Raw genomic sequence first — 19,860 nt, 5'->3', positions numbered from 1 at the left:
GGCAGGCGCGGTCGTGGGCTGCGCGCAGACCCCGGAAGAGACGTGAGCAGGGAATCCTACGTACTGCGGATCGCAGCGTTACAGCTGCTCGCGATCGCAGGGACGCGTCGGGGACATCCGCTGTGCGGTAGATCGCAGTCCCACGGCGCGTCGGCGACTGCGGAGATGCAATCAGAGAATCCCATGTACGGTGGATCGCAGTCTCACGGCGCGTCGCCATCGCCGAGCCACCGCGCCGCCAGCGCGAGCGTCTCGCCGTTGTCGAGCGCGGCGAGGAAGCGGTCCCGGTAACGAGGATTCGAGATCTGCCCGGCGCGGGAGAGCACGCTGTGGCGCGCCTTCGCGATCGCGGCGATCGCCTCGTCCTGCCTGCCGCTCGCGAAGAGGGCCTCGGCGCGGACGAGCCGGATCAGCGTCTCGCCCTCCTCGACGGCGCCGAGCGACTCGAGCAGGGAGAGCGCCTCGCCGGACAGGGCGAGCGCCTCGTCGGCGAGGCCCTTCCGGAGCAGCACGCGCGCGGACAGGGCCCACGCCGCGGCGCGCAGCGGCGGCGCGCTCTGGAGGAGCTCCGACGCCGCGCGGGCCTCGGCCTCGGCGGCGCCGAGATCTCCGCCGAGCAGCGCCGCCCTCCCGAGGTAGGCGCGGGCGACGCCCTCGGCCCTCGGATCGCCCAGCCGCTGGAACGTCGCGATCGCCTCCGCCACGACCCGGCGGGCCTCGTCGAGATCGCCGCGGGCGATCATCACGTTGCCCAGGTTGCTGCGGGCGAACGCGGCCAGGTCCGTGAGCTCCATCTGCTCCGCCGCCCGGAGCGCGGCGCGGAGCGCGGCCTCGGCCCCCTCGTAGTCGCCGAGCTCCATGGTGATCGCGCCCAGGTTCACCCGCAGCGAGCAGGCGTTGCGGCGGTCGCCGCTCCGCTCGAACACCGCGAGCGCCTCCTCGATGCCCTCCAGGCAGGCGCCGGGGTCGCCGGAGGTCATCGCGCGGATGGCGCGCGCCTCGTAGAGCCTGGCGAGCACCTCGACGTCGAGCGGCCGGCCCTCCTGCTCGCTGCGCTCGAGCGCCTCGATGATGGCGTCCGCGGCGGCGTAGCGGCCGCCGAAGACGAGCCAGAGGGCCCCCTCGACGAGGCAGATGTCCCTGCCCGTCAGCGCGCCGCCCGCCGGCGCCGCGCCGCGCGCCGTCATCACCCACGACTCCACACGGTCGAGGGCCCCCTGCTTGCCCGCGGCCATGACCACCTGCGTGACCGCGGCGTACCACGACGGCGAGCCCGGCTCGAACAGCGCGGCCGCGTCGAGCGCGCGCTGCTCGGCGACGGCGAAATCGCCGCGCCAGACGCGGGCCTCCGCCTCGACAAGGAGCAGCCCGCCCGCCTCCGCCCCGAGCGCGCCGCACGCGACGCCGCGCTCGGCGTGGCGCATCGCCGCGAGGAGGTCGTTGCCGCGCAGGGCCTGCTCCGCCGCGCGCCGGTACCACGCCGACGCCCGCCCCGGCTCGGCGCCGCGCTCGAAGTGCTCCGCGAGCTCCGCCGCGTCGCCCTTCCCCTCCCCCTCCAGCCACTCGCCCGCCAGCCGGTGGCCGAGCTGCCGGTCGTAGTCCGTCAGCGCCCCGTACGCCGCCTCCCGCACGAGGCCGTGCCGGAAGCTGTACTCGGCCTCGAGCGCGCCCGCCTCGCCCGGCGGGCTCTGTCCGAGCGGCGCCGCCTCCACGCAGGCCGGCGGCGCCTCTCGGGCAGGCTCGTCGCCGACAGCCCCGCGCGCCGACGATGTCGACGAGAGGAGGCCGGCGCCGCGCGCGCCGACCCGGCCAGGCTGCCGCCTGGGGAGGATCACCTCGCGCTCGACGAGCTCGGCGAGCCGGAGCGCCACCTCGGCGTCGGCGCCGCCGAGCAGCGCGGCGACGCCGCCCGGCCGGAAGCTCTGGCCGAAGACGCTCGCCGCGCGCAGGACGCGCCGCGCCTCGGGATCGAGCGCCTCGAGCCGCGCCTGCACCATCGCCAGCACCGTCTCCGGCAGCGCGGCCCCGCGCCCCTCGGCGGCGGCGCGGATCTGCTCCTCGAGGAAGAACGCGTTGCCGTCGGCGCGCTCGACCAGCGTGGCGACGACCTCCTCGGTGGCGGCGCCGCCGAGCGCCTGGCGCACGAGGCGCTCGCTGGCGCGGCGCGAGAGCCCCGTGAGCTCGACCTCCTGCACGCCGCGGCCGGCCCACAGCTTCGGGAACATCTCGCGCACCTCGGGCCGGCCGAGCGCCAGCACCATGAACGGCGCGTCGCGCAGGTTCCGCAGGGCGCTGTTGATCATGGCGACCGTGGGCAGGTCGCCCCAATGCATGTCCTCCAGGACGAGCAGCACCGGCTGCGCCGCGCACTCGGCGCGCAGGAACTCCTCCCAGACGAGGTGCAGCTGATCGCCCATGAGCAGGGAGCTCCGGCGCGCCGCCCGGAGCGCCTCGCTGTCCTCGTCCGGGAACGGCGCGCCCAGGAGCTCGCCGAGGAAGGGCGCCATGCGCGCGCCTTCCTCGCCATGACGGCCGAGGCGCTCGCGGATCGCGCGCTGCACCGCCGGGGCCGGCGCGCCGTCGGCGACGCCGAGCGCGCGGCGGAGCACCTGCGCCAGCAGGCCGAAGGCGGCGCCGGCGCTCATCGGGTCGCCGCGCGCGATCCAGACCTCCATCGGCTCGCCGCGCGCCCGGAGGCGCCGGAGCAGCTCGGTGCGCAGGCGCGACTTGCCCATGCCGGCGGGGGCCGTGACCAGCACCGCGGACGGGGTCTGCTCCTCGATGCACTGGGCGAACGTCGCCTCGAGCAGGGACAGCTCGCGGTCGCGGCCCACGCACGGCGTCGGCTTGCCGAGCAGGCGCGGCACGACCTCGAGGTCGTCGCGCTCGCCGCGCAGGAGGTGGCCGGCGTGGTCCGCGCCGAGATCGAACCGCGCGCCGAGCAGGCCGGCCGTGACCTCGTCGACACGGACGACGCCAGGCCGCGCCGCCTCGCCGGCGAGGAGCGCGGCGGCCTGATCGATGAGCTTGCCGATCGGGGAGCGGGCGGAGATCTCGGTGCGCCCCGAGACGAGCGCGACCGGCGCGCCGCCGAGCAGCACCTGCATCGCCAGGGCGCACCGCGCGCCGCGGGTGGCGAGGTCGGTGGGCGCGAGCGCGCCGGACAGCACGACGACGGGCGAGCGCGACTCGATGATCTCGAGGCGGCCCTGGTGGCGCTCGGCCAGGGCGCTGAGCGCGCGCACCCGGAGCGCGTCCTCGCCCTCCGACCGGGTCGCGTCGCTGTCGAGCGCGCCGTCGCGGGCGAGGATGAGGCAGATCATCCGGCGCTCGCCGGTCGTGAGCTCCGGGGTCGGACCGCCGGCGGGCGACGGGAGGCCGCGCCGCGAGGCGGGCGCGAGATCGCCGAGGGACGCGAGCTCGGCGGCCACGGCCGCGCCGTCGCGGGGGCGATCGCGCGGCGCCTTGGCGAGCATGCGGGTGACGAGGTCGTCGACGGCGGCGGGGACCTCGCCGCGGAGCTCCCGGAGCCGCGGTGGGTCCTCGAGCAGGACCTTCACGAGCACGGAGAGGCCGTCGTTGCCGACGAACGGGGGCCGGCCGGTGAGGCAGCGGTAGAGGACGCAGCCGAGGGCGAAGACGTCGGCGCGCGCGTCGATGGCGACCTCGCCGCGCGCCTGCTCGGGGGCCATGTACCCGGGGGTGCCGAGCATCACGCCGGGCATGGTGAGCTCCTGGCCGGCCTCCGCGACGCGCGCGACGCCGAAGTCGAGGAGGGTGACCTCCTCGACGGAGCCGCCGACGAGCAGGAGGTTGCTCGGCTTGAGGTCGCGGTGGACGATGCCGAGCCGGTGGAGCGCGCCGAGCGTGGACGCGACGCGCACGCCGAGCGCGAGGCTCTCGGGCACGGTGAGCGGCTCGCGGAGGAAGCGCTCGGCGAGCGTCTCGCCGGCGAGCCACTGCATGGCGAGGTAGAGCTCGCCGCCCTCCGTCGTGCCGTGGGCGACGTACGCGACGATGCCCGGGTGCCGGAGCGCGGCGAGCGCGTGGGCCTCCCGGATGAAGCGGTGCGTCTCCTGGGGGCCCGTGCGCTGCAGGACCTTCAGCGCGACCGGCTCGCCCGTGAGCCTGTCGCGGGCGCGGAAGATCTGCGCCATGCCGCCGGCGCTCGCGTGCCCCTCGATCTCGAAGCGGCTTCCGACGACGTCACCTGCGCGCATCAGCGGTACCCCTGCGGCGGCTCAGGGAGCCGCAGCGCTCGCCTGTGCGGTGCGTCGGACCAGCCCATCGCAGGGGCCCAGGATAGCCAGAACCGGCGGCCTTCCAGGCAGCAAATGTTGCTGTGAGCGAGGCAACCTCCGCAGGGCGCCGCGGGGTGTCTGTCGGGCGGCGCGGCGTGACGCGGGCAGGTGGTGAGGCTTCGTACGTAACGTGTGCCCGAGGCGGTCACTTCCGCGAGCGTCCTTGCATCGCGCCGGAGGAAGAGGGGTTGTCCTTCAGGGCGGTAGAGAAGAAGCTCCCGAAAACGGGGTCACCTCATCGAGGAAGCCGTTCGGGTGGCCGGTTCATCGAGGAAGCCGTTCGGGTGGCCGCTGTGGATGGCCGCCGGGTCGCCCCAGACTGTCCCGGCCGCCTCCAGCGCGCCAGGCGCCCCGCCGGGATGGCAGGAGACCCCAGCTGAGCTCAGCAGTCCGGCCCCCGGCGCGCCGCTCTGCCGACATCGCGCCCTCTCCGCGCAGGCGCCGCCGCCGCCGCTCCGGATGGCCCGCCGCGCACCGCCGATCTACCCTAGCCCGGTGCGATCCCACGTTCTGGCCGGCTGCCTCGCGGTCCTGATCCCCGCAGCCGCGACTCTCGCGATCCCGCACGCCGAGGCCGCGGACTTCGATCCGTCCGGCCGCGGCAGGCGGCCCAAGCCGAAGGCCCCGAAGCCCGGCGTCAGCAAGCCGGGCCCCGCCGCCAGACCGCAGCCCGGACCGCGGCCGCAGCCCGGACCGCGGCCGCAGCCCGCCCCGGAGCCGCAGGCGAAGCCCGACCCGGCCGACGCCGGCGACGCGAAGCGGGGCGGGCCGTCGAGCGACGCGCTGATCGCCCGCTACACGGCCATCGTGATGAGCCAGCCGAGCGCGCCCTTCCCCCTCCAGCGCCTCGCCCAGCTCTACCGCGAGCGCGACGGGAACCTGAAGAAGCTCGTCGAGGAGTTCGAGCGCCGCGCGGCGCAGCCAGGGGCCGACGCCTGGGCCTCCAAGGTCGTGCTCGCGGGCGTCTACAAGCAGGACGGGCGCTACGACGACGCGATCAAGACGTACGAGGCCGCCATCGCGGACCGGCCCCAGGACCCGGCGGCGATGATGGCGCTCGCCCAGCTCGAGGCGGACCGCGGCGACAAGGCCCGCGCCCGCGCCCACTACGAGAAGGCGCTGCCGCTGCTCAAGGTCCCCGCGGACGTGGAGCAGACCCGGCGCACGCTGCTCGCGCTCAGCCTCGACCTCTCCGACTTCGCCGCGGCCAAGGCGCAGCACGAGGCGCTCGTGAAGAACGCGCAGGGCTCGCTCTTCGTGAAGGCCGAGCTCGGGCGCGAGCTCGCCGCGCGCGGGCACCACGCGCGCGCCGAGGCCGAGTTCCGCGAGCTCGTGAAGGCCGCGGCAGGCGACAACCGCGCGCTCGCGCCGGCGCTGCGCGACCTCGGGCAGGCGCTCGCCCGGCAGAAGAAGATGGACGAGGCGCTCGCCGTGCTGAAGCGGGCGCTCGCCATCGCCGGCAGCGCCGCGGGCGTGCGGGCAGAGATCCTGCTCATCATCACCGACGCGTTCCGCGCCGAGGGGAAGCTCGCGGAGCTCATCGCGATCCTCGAGGCCGAGCGGGGGCAGGACTTCCAGCGGCTCGCGACCCTGGGCGCGCTGTACGAGGAGACCGGCGACGTCGACAAGGCGATCGCGATCTACAGGAGGGCGCTCGCGCTCGACGGCAAGCACATCGACACGCGGCTCCGGCTCGTCCACCTGCTCCAGACCGCAGGCGAGCTCGACACAGCCATCCGCGAGTACGAGCTCCTGATCAAGGCGGCGCCGAACAACGCGGACTTCGTGTTCGAGCTGTGCGAGACGCTCATCCAGCGGGGCGACCGGCCCAAGGCGCTGGCCCTGCTCACGCAGCTCGAGGGGCGCGTCGCGAACGAGCCCGAGGCGCTCGCGGCCGTCGCCGACTTCTACGAGCGGGTCGAGGAGAAGGACCGGGCCCTCCGGGTGCTCCAGCGGCTCGCGGGGGCCGCGGGCGGCGATCCGAGCCACCTCGTCGACCTGGGCGACAGGTACTTCCAGGCGGGCGACAAGAAGAAGGCGCTCGAGACCTGGGCGCGCATCAAGCAGGTCGTGCCGAACCGGGCGCGCGCCGCGGCCACGCTCGGCGAGGTGTACCTCGACCACGACATGGTGACGGAGGCGCTCGCCTCGCTCCGGGAGGCGGCGCAGCTCGAGCCCGCGAACAGCCGCTACAAGAAGGCGCTGGCGATCGCGCTGGAGCGCACCGCGAGCTCGCTCGGCAACGCGGGGCCGCGGTACACCGAGGCGCGCGAGCTCTGGGAGCAGCTGCTCGCCGGCGCGGGCACCGACAAGCTGCTCGCGCGCGAGGCGCGGACCCACATCGTCAGCCTCTGGTCGCTCACCCGCGAGCTGCCGAGCCGCGTCGCGCCGCTCGGCGCCCGCTTCAACGCGACCCCGCCCGACCTGGAGGCGGGGCGGCTGCTCGCGGAGGTGCAGCGCAAGCTGCACCGGCTGCCCGACGCCGAGGCGACGCTCCGGAAGCTCATCCAGGCCGCCCCGGGCGACGAGGACTCGCTCCTCGCGCTGGAGCGCGTGCTCGTGCTCCAGCAGAACCTCCTCGGCGCCATCGACGTGCTGGGCAAGCTCGTCGAGGTGAACCCGAAGCGCGCGCGCGAGTTCTACCAGCGCATGGCGCAGTACGCCGCGGAGCTCTACCGCGACGACGACGCGATCCGGTACGCCGCGCGGGCCGTCGAGCTGTCGCCCGAGGACGCGAGCGGCCACCAGAAGCTCGGCGACATGTACCGGCGGCGGCAGGACTTCCCGCGCGCCATCGCCGAGTACCGGCAGGCGCTCGCGAAGAACGACCGGCTGTTCCCGGTGTACTTCGACCTCGCCGAGCTCCTGCTCACGGCGGGGCAGTCCGACGAGGCCGACCGGCTCTTCCGGCGGGTCGTGCGGGCGTCGAACGACGAGGAGCTCGTCGCGCGCGCGGCGCGGATGTCGATGCAGGTGAACCTCGGCAGGGGCTCGCTCGAGGTGCTCGAGCGCGAGCTCTTGCCGGTCGCGGTCGGCAACCCGCAGAAGCCGCTCTACCGGCGGCTGCTCGTGGAGCTGTACGGGGCGATGACCTTGCCGCTGATGCAGAAGGTCCGCGGCGAGGGCCGCGCCGCGAGCGCGGGCGCGCGCGCCGAGCTCGCGAAGATCGGCGCGCGCGCCGTGAAGCCGCTGCTCGACGCGCTCGCCGACGAGAAGGAGTCGCAGCAGAAGATCGCGATCGAGGTGCTGGCCTACGTCGAGAACAAGAGCGCCGGGCCGGCGCTCTACAACTTCGCGATCGGGCAGGCGGACAAGGGCCTGCGCGCCCGCGCGATGATCGCGTGCGGCGCGCTGCGCGACCCGGCGATGCTGGAGCGCTACGAGCAGATGCTCGCGCCGAGGGACGCGGCGGCGAGCGTGCTGCCGAACGACGCTGTCGCGGTCGCCGCGGCCTGGGGCGTGGCGCGGCTCGCGGCGGGCGGCGCCCGGCCCGCGGCGGCCCGGGCGGAGGCGCTGCTCGCGCGGCTGCTCTCGTCGCCGGCGCCGGAGGTGCGGGCGATCGCCGCGATCGGCCTCGGGCTGACGCGCGACCGGAAGCACGCGGCGGCGCTGTCCGCTGTCGCGCGGGCGCCCGAGGCCGGCTCGATCCCGCGCGCGGCCGCGGTGCGGGCGCTGGGCGAGCTCGGGGGCGGGGGCGAGGGGCCGGCGCTGTTCATGTCGCTCGCCGACTCGAGCGAGCCGGAGCTCCGCCGCGCGGCGCTCCTCACGCTCGCGCGGCTCGGCGGGGGCGGGGGCGGGTCAAGGGTCGGCGGCGGCGGGCCGGGCGAGGCCGAGGCGTCCGGCTCGGGAGGGGCCGCGCAGGCGATCGCGGCCGGCGCGTTCTCGTCGGACGAGGGGCTGCGCGCGGCCGCTGTGTCGGCGGCGGTCGCGCTCACGCGGCGGGTGTACCCGCGCACGCGCGAGCCGCTGCCGGTGCCGGACGGGGCGCTGACGGTGAAGGACGTGCTCGCGGGGCTCGATCCGGACCCTTTCGGCCCCGAGGATCGCGCGGCGGCGCTCGTCGCGCTCGGCCCGGCGCTCCAGCGGGCCGCGGTCGCCGCGGTGGCGACGTCGCCGGAGCGGGCGCTCGTCGTCGCGGACGCGATCCTGTCGAGCGGGTCGCGCGGCGCTCGGGCCGGGGCCGCAGGCGGGGCAGGAGGCGAGCGCGCCGGGGGCGGGGTGGCGCTCGGGCTCGCGCCGTTCACGGACGGGCGGGCGGAGCTCGGCGCGGAGCTGAAGAAGCAGGTGGAGGCCGCCGTCGAGGGGGTCGCCGCCGCGGTCGTGAGCGGGTTCGTGGCGCTCGTGCGGCACCCGGCGATCGAGGTGCGCACGCGCGCGGTGGAGCTGCTCGCGACCCGGCCCGAGCCGGAGGCGCAGGCCGCGGTGGTCGACGCGCTCGGCGATCCGGAGGAGAGCGTGCGGCGGGCGGCGCTGTCGGCGCTCGGGGCGGTCCGGCACGGGCCGACGATCGCGGCCGTCTCGGAGCTCCTGCGCAGCTCGTCGAGCTGGCCGCTGCGCGTGCGCGCGGCGGAGGCGCTGGGCCGGCTCGGCGCGCCGGGGGCGGGCGGGGCCGGCGCCGCCAGCAGGCCGAGCCAGGTCTCCGAGACGCTCGGCGCGGCGGCGCGCTCCGACGCGTACGCCCTGGTCCGCGAGGCGGCGGCGCGCGCCCTCGCCTCGGCCGACCGCGCGGCGGCGGCGCCGGTGCTGAAGCAGCTCGCGGCGCGCGACCCCGAGCCGCGCGTGCGCCAGGCCGCGGCGGAGCTGATGCGGAGCGCCGCGCCTTGAGCAGCGGCGCCCTGCCCGGGCCGCGGCGCGTGGCGCTGCGGCTCGCGCCGCTCGCGCCGCGGCTCCCGTCGCTCACGCGGCGGCTCGCGCCGCTCGTGCTGGCCGGCGCGCTCGGCGCGGGCGGCGCGGCCGGCTGCGACGACGTGAGCCGGTTCTCGACGGCCGAGGGGGAGGCGTACTGCGGCGCGATCACGCTGGGCGGCGCGTTCCGCGCCGGCCTGAGCCCGCGCGTGCAGATGCGGCTGTCGCTCGACGCGGACGCGCTCGACGGGCCGGACCCGCCGGGCGCGCTGTGGACCTACGAGGCGCCCGACGGGACGACGCCGGAGCGGCGCCTGCTCGACGCCGCGCCGCTCCGGCCGATCGGCGCGCTCGCCCACGACCCGCTGTCGCGGCTGGAGTTCGGGGAGGGCCGGGAGCGCAACGCGATCTACGCGGTCGGCGCGGCGGAGCCCGGGGCAGAGTCGCTGCTCGCGATCCTGTCGCTGCGCACGGACGAGTCGGTCGAGGTCCGCTTGCTCCGGCCGGGCCAGGCGCCGCTCCCTTCGGGCGAGCCCCTTGCGGCGGGGCAGCGGCAGGTGTTCGGCAACTTCAGGCTGACGCGGCGGACGGGGACATGCGGGTTCTAGGCATCGAGACATCGTGCGATGAGACGGCGGCGGCGGTGGTCACCGAGGGCGGCGACGTCCTCTCGGACGTCGTGCGCAGCCAGGTGGCGCTGCACGCGCCGTACGGGGGCGTCGTGCCCGAGGTCGCGGCGCGCGATCACGCGCGCGCGGTGGTCCCTGTCGTGCGCGAGGCGCTGGCGCGCGCGGGCGTGACGGCGGCGGACCTCGACGGCATCGCGGTGACGTCGCGGCCGGGGCTCGCGGGGGCGCTGCTCGTCGGCCTGCAGGCGGCGAAGGGGCTCGCGTGGGCGTCGGGCAAGCCGCTCGTCGGCGTCGATCACCTCGTGGGGCACCTGCTCGCTGTGTTCCTGCGGCGGGACGGCGCGCCCGCTCCGCCCACGTCGGAAGAGCGGCCGGCGTTCCCGTACGTGGCGCTGCTCGCCTCGGGCGGGCACACGGCGATCTACCGGGTGGATGGGCCTGCGCTCGGCGCGATCCGGGAGCTCGGCGCGACGCGCGACGATGCGGCGGGCGAGGCGTTCGACAAGGTGGCGAAGCTGCTCGGCCTCGGGTATCCGGGCGGCCCGGTGGTCGACCGGCTCGCGGCCACGGGGGACGCGGCGGCCGCGGCGGAGGCGGTGCCGGCGGTGATGGCGCGCAAGGAGTCGCTGGAGTTCAGCTTCTCGGGCATCAAGAGCGCGGTGGCGCGCCACGTGGCGAAGCGGGGGCGTCCGGAGGGGCAGGCGCTGAACGACCTGTGCGCGGCGTTCCAGGGCGCGGTGGTCGACGCGCTCGTGCAGAAGACCGTGCGGGCGGCGCGGGCCGAGGGGATCGAGCGGGTGGTCCTCGGGGGCGGCGTCGCGGCGAACCGCGGGCTCCGGGCGAAGATGGCGGCGGCGTGCGCGCGGCGGGGGCTCGGGCTGTTCGTCCCGCCGTTCGCGAGCTGCACGGACAACGGGGCGATGATCGCGTATGCGGGCGCGCTGCGGCTCGCGGCCGGGGAGCGGGACACGCTGGATCTCGCGCCGGACACGAGGACGGCGCTGCCGCGGGTGACGCGCAAGGGCGGCGGCGTGCGGTGAGCCGGAGAGGCTGGCAGTCGCGTGTCGCGGGCCGGCGGCGGGGCGTCGCCGGGGAGGCCGCGGCGGCGTGCGGGGCTGGCGGACGCTGGCGTTACCGGCGCGGGGCTGCGGTGTGTGGGGCCATGCGGGGTGGTGCAGGAACGCCTCGTGCCGGGGATTACCTCGGACTTGTACGCTGCGGCGAGCCGTGGTCTGATGAGAGCTCAGGATTCAGGCCGGCCCGCGCTGGCCGTTCTTCCGGCCGCACGGGACAGGACAGCTTGGGAGAGCCGCCCGGCGGGGCGCGAGGGTTGTGAGCATGCAAGTTGTTCTACCGATTGTGCTCGGGTTGATCGCGGTGGCGTGCGGCGCAGGCGCCGTGTTCCTGCTGATACAGGCGACGCAGCTGAGACGGCAGCTCCAGGACGCGAACCAGCACATCGAGGCGCTCCGGCAGGCGAAGAGCCAGCTGGATCAGATGCGGTCGCAGTACGGGCAGCTCCAGCAGGCGCTCGACATCGCGCGGGGCGAGGACCGGCAGAAGGTCGACTGGCTCGATGCGCAGCAGAAAGAGATCGACTGGTACAAGAGCGAGCTCGAGAGCCGGCCGAAGATCACGCAGAAGCGGTACAAGATCCTGACCCTTGGCATCAAGTGGACCGGCAAGACGTCGCTCACGCTCAAGTGGGCGAATCCGCTCGTGGATCTCGGCACGCTGCAGGGGACGAAGATCGAGCGTTACGAGCGGACGGTCAGCCACGTGCTCACGAAAGAGGTGCTGACCGAGCACGTCTTCGAGGTCGGCGACTGGGGCGGCGAGCACATCGTGGACGCGCAGCAGGAGCTCATCATGGAGGAGATCCATGGGCTCTTGATGGTCGTGGATCTGGCGGGCAAGGACGGGCAGAAGCTCGAGCCGTCGCGGATCCAGGAGCAGCTCCGGGAGTTCCAGCCGCAGTCGCTGCAGTTCTTCTTCAGCCCGAAGACGCTGGCGTCGTGCAAGGCGGTGGTGCTGTTCATCAACAAGTCCGATGTTCTGTCCGGGACGCCGGCCGATGTGGAGCGGGAGGCGCGCGGGTATTACAAGCCGCTCATCGACAGCCTCGAGCGGTACAAGAACCACATTGATATTCGCGTGCTCGTCGGGTCGGCGAGCTACGGGCACAGCACACATCATCTGTTCTCGCACTTCGTGGAGCGGATCCTCCCGAAGAACGCGTATGATCCGCAGCTGCTCCAGCGGATGAAGCAGGACATCGGTCCGAATCCGGCGCTGTCGCGGACCGCGCAGCTCCCTGCCCCGCAGCTGCCGCAGCAGGTCAGGCCCAATGTACGGTAGCGAGGGCGCCTCGGGGTATGTGATCCCGCGGTACCGCGCGCCGGCGGACGCGCCGTGGTATCACGTGCTGCACGGGAACATCCCGGGGCACCAGATTGACTTCATGTACTGCCCGGAGGTGCCCCAGGGGCCCCTCACGACGACGCATTTCAGCCATCTGGCGCGGCTGATGAAGTACATCGAGCCCGCGACGGGGTCGACGCACGCGTTCGCGATCGGGAACCTGTCGCGCGACGACACGCAGCACGAGCCTGGGCACGGGGCGGTGGGGCTGATCTTCGGGTTCCGCATCGGCGGGGCGGTCGATCACGCCGGGCGGGGGAATCCGCCGTTCGCGCACGGGCTCGTCGCGGTGGACCGGGACCTCGGGTATGCGACGCTGCTGGAGGCGTCGGCGACGTTCTACCGGCACGTGATGAACGCGACCGAGCTGAACTCGTCGGCTGGCATGTTCTACCGCGAGTACGTGGGCGCGGTGCGGGAGGCGCCGGAGCGGGTGCCGCACGTGCTGGAGCGGTACGTCGAGGAGTACGGGGACCTGCCGTATCTGAGGCGGAGCAGCGCGACGTGGGACTGGGTGGCCGACGAGGGGACGCTGCCGAAGCGGGTGGTGATCGTGCACAAGCACGATGAGCCGTTCGGGGCGATCGCCCATGCGGCGGCGCGGATCGCGACGGTGCTCTACCGGTCGAACATCAAGTGGACGTCGATCACGAGCGGGCGCGAGGCGGACATCCCGGGCGGGGTGTCGGTGCGGTTCGTGCGGGAGCGCGATGTCTCGATGGAGGAGCGGCACGGGGTGCTGATCCGGATCGAGGAGGTCGCGGAGGACGAGGGGGAGATCGCGCGGGGGATGTTCGGGGCGCGGCCCAGCGACACGGAGCCGGAGCGGCCGAGGTACGCGGGGGGGTGGCGCGAGAAGTACGCGGCGCAGCAGGCGGGGGGCGCGGCGCACCTGGCGCAGACGGCCGGAGGGGTTGTGCAGGCCGGGCCGGTGTCGGAGGGGCGGCGGGCGCCCTCGTCGCCGCCGGGGCATCGGCGGGGCGAGGCCAGCGCGCACGCGGACGCGCAGAGCGCGGCGCTGGCGCCGATGTCGTCCGCGGCGGCGATGGGGCCGAAGGGGACGCTGGTCATCGACACGGACAAGCTGCTCAGGGGCGCTGGGCTGGGCGAGGCGTCGTCCGGCCACGCGGCGGCTGGAGGCGCGGTCCTGGGCGTGCCTGGGTTGAGCAGCGGAGCGACGGGGAGGGTTCCCTACGAGCCTGCGCGCGGCGGGGCGGCCGCCGCGCGGCCTCCGCCGCCGATGGGCGCAGGCGCGCGTGCACCTGCGCAGGCGCCGATGCCGGCCGTCGCGGCGCGCAGCGATGCGGCGGGTGACGATCTCGCGGAGATCCCGATCGTCGTCGAGCAGCCTCGCAGGTCGCGGAAGGGGCTCTGGGTGGTCGCGGCGATCGGGTGCGCCGCGGCGGCGGGGGCTGCCGCCTGGGTGGTGACGTCCAGGGGTCCGGCGGAGCAGCCGGCGCCCCCTGCGACGGAGGGCCCTGGCGCTGCGACGGGGGCGGCGACGACGGCGGCCCCGGGCGCGAAGGAGGAGCCTGGGACACCGGACCCGCAGGGGGCCGCGCCTGCGCCCTCGCAGAGCGCGGGGTCGCCGGGCGGGGCCTCGACGGCCGAGGCCAGCGCGAGCGCAGAGCCGAGCGCACCTGTACCGCGGCAGCAGGGGAGGGCCGGCAGGAGGGCGCCGGGCAGGCCGGCGGCAACGGGGGACCAGTCCACGGACCCGGAGTCCGATACGGGCACGGGGAGCCCGAAGACCCGGGGAGCAATTCAACCCAAGGTAAAATGGTGATCATGCGTTTCGCCCAGATCGTTCCGCCGATGTGCCTCCTCGGCCTGCTCGCGTCGACGTTGCCAGGCGAGGCACGAGCGCAGAGCAGCTCTCCGCCGAAAGGCGCCGCGCAGACGAAGGCGCAGGGCCAGCCGAAGCTCCAGCGCGCGCCCAGCGACGCCATGAGCGACAAGGCCCGGAAGCTCTACATCGAGGGCGTGATGGCGTCGGAGAAGGATCGGTGGGCTGACGCCTACGCGTCGTTCGTCGCGGCGTGGGCGCTGCAGAAGCACTACACGATCGCCGGGGGGATGGGGACGTGCGAGCTGATGTTGCAGAAGTACCGCGACGCGGCCGAGCACCTCGCGATCTACGTGCGCGAGATCGAGAAGGACGCGACCACCACCCCGGAGGAGCGCGCCGCCGCCGTGGAGACGTATGCGAAGGCGCGCGCGAAGGTGGGCGCGGTCGTGGTGGGCGTCAACGTGCAGGGCGCGGACGTGCTGGTGGATGGGGCGCGCGTGGGGACCGCGCCGCTCGCAGATCCGGTGTTCGTGGAGCCGGGGGCGCACACGATCACGGTGAAGCGCGAGGGGTATGTGCCGAGCGAGAAGAAGGTGGAGGTCGGCGCGGGGAGCGAGGCGCGGAGCGATTTCCAGCTGGCGAGGCCGGTCGTTAGCGAGCCGTTGAGGCCGGTGGCGGACCCGGCGCCGGCCGAGGGGACGGGGACGAAGGCCAACATGGGGATCGTCGTGGCGGGCGGCTCGGTGGCGGCGGCGGGGGTGATCGCGGGGGTGGTGTTCACGCTCGTCGCGAACAACAAGGCGAGCGACAAGAGGAAGCAGTGGCATGTGGTTCATGCCATCGGCGGCGGAGCGGTGGACTGCGCGGGACCTGTCACTGACGACGCAGCGCAGAAGTGCGAGAAGCTGCGGTCGCTGGTCAAGGACCGCGATCTCTTCAGCAACCTGGCGGTGTGGAGCTACGCCGCAGGAGGCGCGGCCGCGCTCGGGACGCTCGGCTACACCTTGTTTGCTACCTCGTCAGGGGAGCCGGAGCCGGAGAGGAGACACATGCGCCTCTCTCCACTCATGATGCCGGGCGGTGGTGGAATCGTCGCCGGCGGGGCTTTCTGAGCCGAGGGACCATGACGCGACATACCAAGACGACTATGCGACGCGCTGCTCAAGTAGCTCCGGCGCTGCTCGTGGTGTCCACGGTGGCCGCCATGCATGCGGCGGGCTGCATCAGCACAGATCCTTGCGATTATCCGGACCTGCATGCCTGCATGGAGCCGCCGCCCGTACCCGTCGAGAAGGAGTGCGTGCCCAGCAAGACGACCGTGGGCCTGGAAGACTCCTGTGGCGTGTTTGTGGCGCTCGCGCCGAGGGGGAAGCCGGGCGCGGCGGGCACCAAGGAGGCGCCCCTCGCCTCGATCGAGGAGGGCATCGGCCGCGCACAAGAGAACGGCAAGCGAGCCGTGTATGTGTGCGCCGAGCAATTCGAGGAGACCATCGAGATCGGCGACAGCATCACCCTCTTCGGCAGCCTCGACTGTGAGGATGACTGGAAGTGGGGCAAGGAGGGCAAGCAGACGGTTCTGACGACCGACCCAGGGCAGGTGCCGATGACGATGCGTCCGGCGACCGGGACAGTGCGCATTGAGGACATGAAGGTCCTGGCAGCGGAGAGCGATCCGAATGTGGACGGGCAGTCCTCCATCGCGATGATCGCCGACGGGGGCAGACTAGATCTTGTGCGCTGCGATATCGAGGCTCAAAACGCGGCGAAGGGTGCGGACGGGGCAGACCCAGCGCAACCGCTGGCGGAAAGCGCGCCGCCAGGCACTCTGGGTACTGATGGCAAGACGGCTTGCTCAGCCAACGTTGTGACAACGGAAGATCCCGTTCCCAACGACTGCGGAACACCGGATGACAAGAGCGACGACTCGGTTGGTGGGCTGGGCGGGCCAGGTATTAGTAATGGAGAGGTAGACGGGCTTCCTGGCGACCCGGACCGCGGCTTTCGCGAGAATGCTGGCACTCACCTGGACGACGGCACATGCAGCCCTGTCGAAGACGTGGCGGGAAGCGACGGTTCCTCGGGCACGTCCGGCATCAGCGCCGGTGAAGAGGCAGAAAAGATCGGGACCATCTCGAGCACCGGCTACACCGGCGTCTTCGGAACCGACGGGACCAAGGGCTCCACCGCTCAGGGCGGCGGCGGTGGCGCCGGTGCCAAGGGGAGCACCAGCGAGTGCGTAGGGCAGGACGGCAATGGAGGTGCCAGCGGCGGCAACGGAGGCTCGGGCGGCTGCGGCGGCCAGGGGGGCAAGGGCGGACATTTCGGCGGTTCGAGCATCGCCTTGATCAGCCTCGACGCGACGGTCTCCTTCGAGAACGTCGCGCTGAAAGCCGGCAACGGCGGTAAAGGCGGCGACGGAGAACCAGGTCAGCCCGGCGGCGCAGGCGGCCCAGGTGGCGACGGCGGACGGAACGTGGGCGACCTGAGCCGCGGCTGCAACGGCGGCAAGGGCGGCAAGGGCGGCGACGGCGGGCACGGCGGCGGAGGTCTCGGCGGGCACTCGCTCGGCATCGCCTACGTCGGCCAACGGCCGCCCCCCGAAGGCCGCACGATCTCCTTCGGTGAAGCCGGGATCAACGGCAATCGTGGCCCTGAGGCCACGACCAAGACCGGTCGCTCCGTCGACGTGCTGTTATTACCCAGGCAAAACGGCCAGTAGTCGCTCGCCTAGGCGCACGATCCCACACATCCTCCATGCATCGTCGTTCTCCCTGGCTCTCCCGTGCAGGTACGTTGCTCGTGGCGACGCTCATCGCCGGGCACGCCTCCGCTCAGACCGCCCTTCCCTCGACCCAGGCCAAGGAGACGGCCCGCGCGCTCGCCAACCTCGGCTGGGATCATTACCACAACGGGCGCTACGCCGAGGCCCTCCAGGCCTTCGGCGGCGCCGAGGCCGCGGTGCACGCTCCGCCGTTCTTGCTCATGATCGCGCGCACCCATGACAAGCTCGGGCGGCTGCTCGAGTCGCGTGCGACATACCGCCGCCTCGTGAGCGAAGAGCTCGCGCCAGGTTCGCCGCGGGCGTTCGTGGTGGCAAAGGGCGACGCGAAACAGGAGCTTGCCGCGCTGGAACCACGCATTCCCACCCTGGAGGTGACCGTCACGGGCACGGCGCAAGGCGGGGTGAAGCTGGCTCTGGACGGAAAACCTATCACGCCGGCGACACCTGTGGAGCTTGACCCTGGCGAACATCGATTGGTCGCGGTCGTACCAGGCCAGCGCACGGTGACGAAGACGCTTCGACTGAGGGAAGGAACGAGGGATCACGTTCTCCTCGATCTGACGCCACCATCGCCCGCAGCGTCGCCTCCGGATCGCGCCCCCGCGTCCGCTGGGAACGGTGCGAGCACGGCCTTGATCATCGGCGGCGGCGTTGCGGCCGGAGCAGGAGCGGTCGCGGGGGTTGTGTTCACACTCGTCGCGAACAGCAAGGCGAGCGACAAGAGGAAGCAGTGGCATGTGGTCGATGCCATCAATGGTGGAACGATAAACTGCGCGGAACCTGCCGCTGGCAATCCGGCGCAGCAGTGCGAGAAGCTGAACTCGCTGGTCGACGACCGAGATCTCTTCACCAACCTGGCGATGGGGAGCTTCATTGGCGGGGGCGTGGTCGCGCTCGGAACGCTCGGCTACTGGATTGCTGCGTCGTCGAGCGCACCTGAGAAGGCGCATGCGCGCATTCTTCCATTCGTGTTACCCAACGGCGGCGGGATCGTCGCCGGCGGGGCCTTCTGAGCCGGGGAACGCATGAATCGACAGACCAAGATGACGATGCGGCTCGCTGCTCGGAGGGTCTCGGCGCTGTTCGTGCTGGCCACGACGTCGGCGCTGCACGCTGCGAGTTGTAAAAGCACAGACCCCTGCGATTTTCCGGACCGGCATGCCTGCATGGAGCCGCCGCTCATGATCGTTGTGGATAAGTGCGTGCCCAGCAAGACGACCGTGGGACTGGACGACTCCTGTGGTGTGTTTGTGGCGCTCGCGCCGAGGGGGAAGCCGGGCGCGGCGGGCACCAAGGAGGCGCCCCTCGCCTCGATCGAGGAGGGCATTGGTCGCGCCCAAGAGAACGGCAAGCGAGCCGTGTATGTGTGCGCCGAGCAATTCGAGGAGACCATCGAGATCGACGACAGCGTCACCATCTTCGGCAGCCTCGATTGCGAGGATGACTGGAAGTGGGGCAAGGAGGGCAAGCGGACGGTTCTGACGACCGACCCAGGCCAGGTGCCGATGACGATGCGCCCGGCGAGCGGGGCATTGCGCATCGAGGACGTGAAGGTCCTGGCAGCGGAGAGCGATCCGAATGTGGACGGGCAGTCCTCCATCGCGATGATCGCCGACGGGGGCAGCGTAGATCTTGTGCGCTGCGAGCTCGAGGCCCAGAATGCGGCGAACGGGGCGGACGGGGCGGACCCAGAGCAACCGATGGCGGAAAGCGCGCCGACAGGCACTCCGGGCACTGATGGCAAGGCGGCTTGCTCAGACACCATTGTGAAAACGGATAATTTCGTTCCCAACGACTGCGGAACACCGGGTGACACGAGCGACGACTCGGTTGGTGGGCTTGGCGGACCAGGTCTTACCAATCAAGAGGCCGATGGGCTCGCTGGCGACCCGGACCGCGGCTTTCGCGAGAATGCTGGCACTCACCTCGACGATGGCTCGTGCAGCCTTGCCGATGACGTGGCGGGAAGCGACGGCTCCCCGGGCACGTCCGGCATCAGCGCCGGCGGAGAGGCAGACAAGATCGGAATCCTCTCGATCGCCGGCTACACCGGCGTCCCCGGGACCGACGGGACCAATGGATCTACCGCTCAGGGCGGCGGCGGTGGCGCCGGGGCCAGGGGGAGCACCGTCGAGTGCGCGAGCTTCCCCGGAACAGGCGGCGCCAGCGGCGGCAACGGAGGCTCGGGCGGCTGCGGCGGCCAGGGCGGCAAGGGCGGGCACTTCGGCGGTTCGAGCATCGCCTTGATCAGCCTTGACGCGACGGTCTCCTTCGAGGACGTCGTGCTGAAAGCCGGCAACGGCGGTAAAGGCGGCGACGGAGAACCAGGTCAGCTCGGCGGCGCAGGCGGCCCAGGTGGCAACGGCGGACGGAACGTGGGCGCCCTGAGCCGCGGCTGCAACGGCGGCCAGGGCGGCAAGGGCGGCGACGGCGGGCATGGCGGCGGAGGTCTCGGCGGGCACTCGCTCGGCATCGCCTACGTCGGCCAACGGCCGCCCACCGCCGGCCGCACGATCACCTTCGGTGCAGCCGGCATCAACGGCAATCGTGGCCCTGACGCCACGACCACGACCGGTCGCGCCGCCGACGTGCTGTTACTCCCCAGGCAAAGCGGCCAGTAGTCGCTCGCCTGGGCGCACGATCCCGCCAACGCCCGCAGCGTCGCCTGCTTCCTCTGCCCTCCGTGCAGACACGCTCCCCGCGGCAGCGTTCCTCGCGGCGCGCGCCTCCGCTCAGACCGCCCTTCCCTCGCCTCGGCCAGGGAGACGGCCCGCACGCTCTCCCACCGCGGCTGGGACCACGACCAGAACGAGCGCTATATCGAGGCGCTCCAGGCCCACAATGGTGCCGTTCCCACGTCCTTACCTCTCCTTCACCACGTGTGACGACGCGCGCCTGGAAGGCGCTCGGTAACCTGCCGAGCCATGGGGCCCAGGGCAGCCGTGGGGCCCAGCGGGAGGGAAGCTGCGGCGCCCTGGCCCGCTCACGCTTAACGGCGGCCTCTGGTGCGCCGCAGGAACCCAAGCACACTGGTCCGACCGGAATGAGCTCCGGCTCGCACGTCGATGCCGGATGAGGCGGCAACGGCGGAGC

At 73.2% G+C, this 19,860-nt stretch carries 10 protein-coding genes; 9 read left to right on the top strand and 1 reads right to left on the bottom strand.

Features of this window, described 5'->3' with window-relative positions:
* Nucleotides 1-203: 203 nt before the first annotated feature.
* Nucleotides 204-4,220, bottom strand: a complete 4,017-nt coding sequence (locus WME89_RS10705; RefSeq protein ID WP_438009118.1) for a protein kinase domain-containing protein — start codon at nucleotides 4,218-4,220, stop codon at nucleotides 204-206.
* Between the two features lie 576 nt (nucleotides 4,221-4,796).
* On the opposite strand from WME89_RS10705, the gene WME89_RS10700 reads away from it, so the two are divergent.
* The 9 genes from WME89_RS10700 (at nucleotide 4,797) to WME89_RS10660 (ending at nucleotide 19,388) form a co-directional block, all read left to right on the top strand.
* Nucleotides 4,797-9,125, top strand: coding sequence for a HEAT repeat domain-containing protein (locus WME89_RS10700; protein WP_438009117.1), 4,329 nt, complete (start codon nucleotides 4,797-4,799; stop codon nucleotides 9,123-9,125).
* Complete coding sequence (locus tag WME89_RS10695) at nucleotides 9,122-9,754, top strand: hypothetical protein (RefSeq protein WP_438009116.1); 633 nt, start codon at nucleotides 9,122-9,124, stop codon at nucleotides 9,752-9,754. The genes WME89_RS10700 and WME89_RS10695 overlap by 4 nt, the downstream gene beginning before the upstream one ends.
* Nucleotides 9,742-10,815 carry a tRNA (adenosine(37)-N6)-threonylcarbamoyltransferase complex transferase subunit TsaD gene (gene tsaD, locus WME89_RS10690; RefSeq protein WP_438009115.1) on the top strand — a complete coding sequence of 358 codons (1,074 nt, stop codon included), beginning with the start codon at nucleotides 9,742-9,744 and terminating at the stop codon, nucleotides 10,813-10,815. The genes WME89_RS10695 and tsaD overlap by 13 nt, the downstream gene beginning before the upstream one ends.
* 298 nt (nucleotides 10,816-11,113) lie before the next feature.
* On the top strand, nucleotides 11,114-12,133 hold the full coding sequence (locus WME89_RS10685; protein ID WP_438009114.1) for a hypothetical protein: 1,020 nt from the start codon (nucleotides 11,114-11,116) through the stop codon (nucleotides 12,131-12,133).
* Entirely contained in the window at nucleotides 12,123-13,982 is a 1,860-nt protein-coding gene (locus WME89_RS10680) for a hypothetical protein (RefSeq protein ID WP_438009113.1), read from the top strand. The genes WME89_RS10685 and WME89_RS10680 overlap by 11 nt, the downstream gene beginning before the upstream one ends.
* A 2-nt stretch (nucleotides 13,983-13,984) precedes the next feature.
* Nucleotides 13,985-15,097, top strand: coding sequence for a PEGA domain-containing protein (locus WME89_RS10675; protein ID WP_438009112.1), 1,113 nt, complete (start codon nucleotides 13,985-13,987; stop codon nucleotides 15,095-15,097).
* Nucleotides 15,098-15,108: 11 nt separating this feature from the next.
* Nucleotides 15,109-16,704 (top strand): hypothetical protein, encoded by a 1,596-nt coding sequence (locus WME89_RS10670; protein ID WP_438009111.1) that lies wholly within the window; start codon nucleotides 15,109-15,111, stop codon nucleotides 16,702-16,704.
* A gap of 80 nt (nucleotides 16,705-16,784) precedes the next feature.
* Entirely contained in the window at nucleotides 16,785-17,780 is a 996-nt protein-coding gene (locus tag WME89_RS10665; protein ID WP_438009110.1) for a tetratricopeptide repeat protein, read from the top strand.
* A 12-nt stretch (nucleotides 17,781-17,792) separates the two neighbouring features.
* Entirely contained in the window at nucleotides 17,793-19,388 is a 1,596-nt protein-coding gene (locus tag WME89_RS10660) for a hypothetical protein (protein WP_438009109.1), read from the top strand.
* Nucleotides 19,389-19,860: the final 472 nt, after the last annotated feature.

This window comes from Sorangium sp. So ce321 (genome assembly GCF_051530195.1).
Classification (GTDB): Bacteria; Myxococcota_A; Polyangia; order Polyangiales; family Polyangiaceae; genus Sorangium.
The sequence above is the reverse complement of the archived record's forward strand: the minus strand, read 5'-3'. Positions and strand labels throughout refer to the sequence as shown.